Origin of the sequence: Bradyrhizobium genosp. SA-3 (genome assembly GCF_004212635.1) — a bacterium.
Taxonomy (GTDB): domain Bacteria; phylum Pseudomonadota; class Alphaproteobacteria; order Rhizobiales; family Xanthobacteraceae; genus Bradyrhizobium.
This window is the reverse complement of record NZ_PSRT01000245.1, coordinates 1-6,323: the sequence shown is the minus strand read 5'-3', so window position 1 is coordinate 6,323 and position 6,323 is coordinate 1. Positions and strand designations below refer to the sequence as shown.

Annotated in this window: 3 protein-coding genes and 2 pseudogenes; 1 reads left to right on the top strand and 4 read right to left on the bottom strand. The window is 61.7% G+C overall.

Annotated features, from left to right (window positions below; translation table 11 throughout):
• The 4 genes and pseudogenes from CWO91_RS41060 to CWO91_RS41045 all read right to left on the bottom strand — a co-directional run.
• Positions 1-276: pseudogene (locus tag CWO91_RS41060) on the bottom strand (YncE family protein); the annotation flags it as partial.
• Positions 277-437: 161 nt separating this feature from the next.
• On the bottom strand, positions 438-1,496 hold the full coding sequence (locus tag CWO91_RS41055; RefSeq protein WP_165406060.1) for an SDR family oxidoreductase: 1,059 nt from the start codon (positions 1,494-1,496) through the stop codon (positions 438-440).
• A gap of 557 nt (positions 1,497-2,053) precedes the next feature.
• The gene (locus CWO91_RS41050; RefSeq protein ID WP_130221005.1) at positions 2,054-4,294 is read right to left on the bottom strand and encodes a xanthine dehydrogenase family protein molybdopterin-binding subunit; all 2,241 of its coding nucleotides are present in this window, start codon (positions 4,292-4,294) and stop codon (positions 2,054-2,056) included.
• Positions 4,291-4,755, bottom strand: a complete 465-nt coding sequence (locus CWO91_RS41045; protein ID WP_130221004.1) for a (2Fe-2S)-binding protein — start codon at positions 4,753-4,755, stop codon at positions 4,291-4,293. The genes CWO91_RS41050 and CWO91_RS41045 overlap by 4 nt, the downstream gene beginning before the upstream one ends.
• 409 nt (positions 4,756-5,164) lie before the next feature.
• Between CWO91_RS41045 and CWO91_RS41040 the strand changes: the two are divergent.
• A pseudogene (locus CWO91_RS41040) lies at positions 5,165-5,934 on the top strand (DUF899 family protein).
• The last annotated feature ends 389 nt before the right edge of the window (positions 5,935-6,323 follow it).

The window sequence follows — 6,323 nt, the reverse complement described above, 5'->3', positions numbered from 1 at the left end:
AATCTCACCGCTTGGATGCACGGCAAGATTGGTCGGCGGCCCAAAGATGCTGTTCTCGAGTGCAATGCTCGTCAGGATCTTCGGGTTCTCACGGTCGCCGATGTCGATGAAGGAGATCGTGTCCTTGCCTGGCGGCAGGTAAACCGTCTTGCCGGCGTCGTCCCACAAGACCTTCTCGTCGTTACCAGACACGAGAATCTGTGCGCCACCGGTCATCGGCAGCGCAAGGAGGGCCGCACCGACGAGCACAGCGATACTTAAATGCCTCTGCTTCATGATTCTCTCCTTGCGGGCGTGGACCCACGTTGTTTCCGTAGCGAGCCTGATTAATGCCCGAAGCCGACAGCTCGGCATCAGGATGCGCTCGCTGCGCCGTACCGGCAAGCCAAATTGGAACGGTGCGGAGCACCGCCGTCTTAGTCGTCAACTATATCGGGTTATCTGGTGTTCCTGGCCGGAGAGCCAGTAGAGGAATTTGCGGTATCACCACGTCGGCATGGGGATGTCCGCAACTGGCCCTTCGCGACATATTGCGCCGCCACACATCCTCGGTCGCTAACAAAGCATAGCGGAAGTTGACGGGCAGCTGCTAGTTCATCGTAGGCGTAGCGCTTCAGCCCATACTTCTCTGTCATGACGCGCCAGAGTGGTGCGTTGTCTACCATGTGTGCGGTAAGGCTTATCGTCTGCACGTCGCCAGCTAGCATATCGAACGCGGCCGCGAGCTTCGGCCACAGATTCTTCCAGCGGAAATAGTCACCATTGGTGATGTTGAAAGCTTCGAGCCCGCAGCGAGGCGTGCTCGCCGCCCAGAGCGCCGCGTTGGCGAAGTGCGCAGACTCGGTGACCTGGTAGATTGATGTATAGGCGCCAGGCTTTCCCGGGAACGAAGCGGCAACCCAAGCTCCTTGCTGATCGCGGCGTAGACCGCGATCGCCGGCCAGACTCATCGGCGTGCCCGGCGCAAAGCCGCACAAGGTCTGCGGCCGTAGCTCCACCCAGTCCCAGCGCTTCCCGCACTGGAAGGCGGCGAGCCAATCGATCTGCTCGAAATAATAGTTGGGCCCCATGTGGCGCGGGTCACTCTCTCGTGCCGGTGTTTTGAATGGCCCGAGGTGTGAACCATAATATTTTGTGCCGGTGACGAGCACCACGCGGCGCAGCGCGGACGACGCGTTGTCGATCGCGGTCACGGCGTTGATTAGCATGTCGCGGTTTGGAGCGACGTTCGACGCATAGCCCGCGGCGGCGCCCGCCGCAGGCTGAAACGACGCGTAGAAGACGTGCGTGGCTTCTGTTAGGCCGGCGAGCTTCACCTCCACGTCCTCACGGTCCAGTAGATCGACACTGATGTGGCGGTAGCGCGGCACGGCGTCGACCGCACGACGCGACAGACCGATGACGGACCAGTCGTCCTGCCTGAGCAGCCGCTCGACGATGTAGCGTCCGATCACTCCGAGCGCTCCGACGACTACGGCCTCTTTGTGCTCACTCATGTGTGCCCGATTCCTTGCGACTGCGATGGTAGCCGTCTCCAAGGCTCTTCCTGCGCTACGCGAACCAGTTGGCAGGGCGAGGACGCTCAGCTTAACCGGCATATAGCGCAAGGAATGCGTGTCTTTGGGAAATGCTGGGGGGCGCGGCGAAATGAGGCTCTCGGAGGTCCTGCAAATTACGTTCGATCCCAATCGAGGATGCGCGTCGATCAACCGGATTGCCGGCGATCCAGGATACGACGGTCACTTATGTTGTCTCAGCTTTAAAGTAGCTGAAAGCACCAATAACGGCCTCCTCGTCGGCTCCTGCCCCGGAGGTGACTTGGTTGCTGGAGCCGCCGACGGCCGCTTTCGAGAGTACAACGGACGCATAGTGGGCAAGGTCACGACTTCCGGTTTGATCCCAAGCGATTCTGCTCCTTCATTTGCGGCAACATCTCTTTCGCGAGCCTTCGCTTCACCCGTGGCGTTGTTGAAGCGCGAAGCGCAAGGCACTACCTTGCCCGCGATCTCAGCGCGCTTGATGACGGTCTCTTCCTTGAAAAAGTCGCGGGCGCCTACACGAAATCGATGTGCTTGTTCAGCGGCAACTCGCGGATGCGTTTGCCCGTAGCGGCGAAGATGGCGTTGGCGAGCGCGGGCGCAGCGGGTGGAACTGGAGGCTCGCCGATGCCGCGGATGGCGCTGCCATTGTCGCTCGCGCGTACCTCGATGACCGGCGCCTGGTTGAGGCGCAAGCCTTCGTAGGCATTGAAATTCGTCTGCTCGGGCACGCCGTCCTTGTAGGTCAATTCGCAATTGATGGCGTGGCCGAGTCCCCAGATGACGCCGCCCTGAACCTGATTCTCGAAATTCTCGGGGTCGAGCACTTTGCCGACGTCGGCCGCGACGAACACCTTGTCGATCTTGATGCCGCGCGACGTGTTGCTGACTTCCACGACTTCCGCAACGGGCACGCCGAACGACAGCGTGTACGCGATGCCGCGCCCGCGGTCCTTGCCGGGATCGCTGCTCCATTTTGACATCTCGCCCACCGTCTCCAGCACCTTGCGCGACGGCTCGTGCCAGCAGAGCCGGATAAGCTCTTTCAGGGGATCGGCGCCCGCCGCGCGGATCAACTCGTCCAGGAAGCAGGCGTGCAGAAAGCCGTTGCCGGACGCGCCGACCGAGCGCCATGAGCTGACCGGCACCAATTCCGGCACGCGATAGCCGGTGACGCGATAGTGCGGAATCCGGAACGGCTGATCCCAGGCACCCGCGACGATGGCGGTGTCCGGGCCGAAGGTCGGGATGCCCAGCCGGCCAAACCACGAGGCAGTCACCGAAGGACAAGCGATCTTGAGATCATAGGCCTCGACCTTGCCGTCCTTGACCGCACCGCGCATGCGCGCCATGCCGAGGGGACGCGGGAAGTCGTGACTCATGTCCTCCTCGCGCGCCCAGGTCATCTTGATCGGGCGTCCCGGATGCGCCTTCGCCAATTCGACCGCCTGACGGACATAATCGTGTTCGAGGCGCCGGCCAAAACTGCCGCCGGAAAACTGGGAATGCAGGTGGATGTTCTCGGCGCGGAGTCCCGTGACGTCAGCCGCCATTGCAACCACGAAGAGCGGGATCTGCGTTCCTGTCCAGATGTCGAGCCGACCGTCCTTCAACTGGACCACGGCATTCATCGGCTCGAGCGGCGCGTGCGCGAGATATGGCACTTTGTACTCGGCCTCGAGCACGCCAGCACCCTGCAGCGCCGCCGCCACATCGCCGTCGTCCTTGAGCCGGCTGTCCTGGCGTTCCGTCGTGAAGGACGCAGCGACCGTCTGGAACATGGCCGCGCTGGATGATGGGTAAGGCGATGGTCCCCAATCGCATTTGATCAGGCTCGCTGCCTTGAAGGCGCGCCAGGTGTTGTCAGCGATCACGCCGACTCCGCCGGTGATCGGCACGATCATGATGACGCCTCTCGACTTCTCGGCTGCACTGGCATCAAAATCCTTGATGCCGCCGCCGATCCTCGGATTGGTGCGTGCTGTGGCGTAGATCATGCCGGGCATCTTGATGTCGATGCCAAATGTGGCCGTCCCCGTTGATTTCGCGACGATGTCGATGCGCTGCATCGCCTTGCCGAGATAGCGCCACTCCGCTTCCGGCTTGAGTCGGACATTATTCGGCGGATCAATCCGGGCGGCGTCCGCGGCCAGGGATGCGTAGCTGAGCGTTTCGCCGCGTGGCGTGATCACGCTGCCGTCGCTGGTTTTCAGTTCCTCCTTGGCGATGCCGGTCCGCTTTGCGGCGGCCTGCAGCAAGACGTCCCTCGCGGTCGCGCCAGCGACACGCATCTTCTCGTAGGCGTCGGGGACGGTCGACGATCCGCCGGTGATCTGCAGGCTCAAGAACTTGCTCACGGCAGCGCCCACGACGCGCGCTTGGCGAGCAATTAGACCGTTATTGGTCGCGGCAAATGGCAGGCCTTCCGCCGTCACCGCGCCGTTGTAGTAAGCGGCGCTCGGCGGTCCAAAATCGATTCTAATGTCGTTCCAGGCGACATCAAGCTCTTCCGCAACCAGCGCCGCGAGCACCGACGCGACGCCCTGGCCGACATCCGCGCGCGGCGTGATGATGGTCACCCCGGTCTGGTCAATGCGCACGTAGGGCGTGAGCGCGACCTGCCCATCACCAAGCTGCCTCAAAAGCGGATTATCCGGCTCGCGATTGTACGCATACACACCGAACGCGACGCCGCCTGCGATCGCCGCAGAGCCGATCAGGAATGTACGTCGCGCGATCGTGCCGAGCCTGCTCATGTCGCGCGTCCCTTGAGCTCGCGCGCCGCGGTCTTGATCGCGGCGCGGATCCGCGGATAGGTGCCACAGCGGCACAGATTGCCTGACATCGCCTGGTCGATGTCGTCGTCGCTCGGGTTGGGGTTGGCTCCCAACAATGCAGCGGCCGACATGATCTGGCCGGACTGGCAATAGCCGCATTGCGCGACCTGGTGCATTATCCAGACCTTCTGCACGACATGCATCGCCTCTGGCGTGCCCAATCCCTCGATCGTGGTGATGTCGCCTTTGACGTCCGCGGCTGGCAGCGAGCAGGATCGCACCGCCTCACCGCCGATATGCACCGTGCAGGCGCCGCACATCGCGACACCGCAGCCATATTTGGGGCCGGTGATCCCGAGTACGTCGCGCAAGACCCATAGCAGAGGCATCTCGTCTTCGACGTCGACCTGATGCATCTTGCCGTTGACGATGAGCTGCATTTCGGGAGCTCCTCGGTGCGTAGCGGTTTTTGACCGCGCCGACATAGTCCTGTCCGTCACGTGAGAGCGGCGGCAGACTACGCCGAAGTCTCGGCGCTGTCATGAAGTTCACGAAGACTTGCAAGAATGATCAGGATCTGATCGCGATGCGACCGCGGGCTCACCGTTGTCGCGCAGCGATGCCTGGCGGTAGACGATGCATCCGATCAGGACCGCATCCTGGCCCGGTGGCCGAATCTTGGCCTGCGGACGCCATCTCCGCCCTTACAGGCAAACCGGACGTCGGGCGACAGCTCGGGTGCAAATGACCAAAAGCCGACATTAGGTGTCGTGCCGCCTGACGCGGGCGGGACTTGAAATTCTGGAAACGTGCTACAAATCCAACTAACGCGCGTTGATGGAGTTATCCATGGGCGTGACCTTTCCCAATGAAAGTCCACAGTATCGCGCCGCTCGCAACAAGCTACTGGAGCGCGAGGCAGCGCTGAGGCGCGAAATGGAGGCTGTGGCCGCGGAGATCCGGGCACTTCCCCCGGGAGGGCCGGCTCCCGAGGACTATGAGTTCGATCATATTGATGGTAACGGGGCGCCAGCGAAGGTGCGGCTGTCGGAACTGTTCCGGCCGGGCACCGATACGCTGCTCATCTACCATTACATGTTCCCTCGGCACCGAAGCGATCAGCGTCGGGGCCAAGCGTTGGGCCGATAGCGCAGCTGCCGCTGGAGGAAGGGCCGTGCCCATCCTGCACCGCTTTGCTCGACAACTGGGAGGGAGCGGTACCACACGTCGAGGGATTGGGAGCGAACATCGCAGCCGTCGCCAAGGCGCCGATCGAGCGGGTTGCGGCCTTCGCCGCGCATCGCGGCTGGCGCAATTTGAAACTGCTTTCAGCCGCCAACAACAGCTTCAAGCGGGACTATCATGGCGAGGATGAAGAGGGGCAGCAGATGCCCATCCTCACCGTGTTCCACAAAGGCCCCGATGGGGTCATCAGGTTGAGCTGGGCCTCCGAACTCTTGTTCATGCCGGCCGAGCCGAAACAGGATCCACGGCATGTCGGCACGGTGGAGCCGATGTGGACCCTTCTGGATCTTACTCCCGCAGGGCGGCCGGACGCGAACGAGCAGCTCGAATACAAATGCTGTCGGACTGAGGTGCCGGCGAACAAGCAAGCGTAACCAACCTCAAACTGGATTTTTCAGAATCAGCAGCCAAAAACGCAGCCGCGGATTCCTAATGATGTTTGGAATGCTTTAGGAGCAGGTTGGTTGGCCCTCGTTCTTGCTGCCGCGTTTGCGGGTGCTGCACTCTACACCAACGGTAGCGGGCCGAATGTCGAGCACGTCGCGCAACGCGACCGCCTTATGATCCGCGAAGGTCACTGGGGAGGGAGATGGCCAATCGCTCCAGATTAGATTGCTCTTCGGTCAAGCGCCTTTGGACAAACTGGCGTTCAGACTCTGTCAGGTTGGTCTTCAATAAGTTGCGATAGCGCTGAATATTACTGCGATGGGTACGCAAGCGAGCCAACTGTTGATCAATCATATATCGTCATCCTCTGACGAGT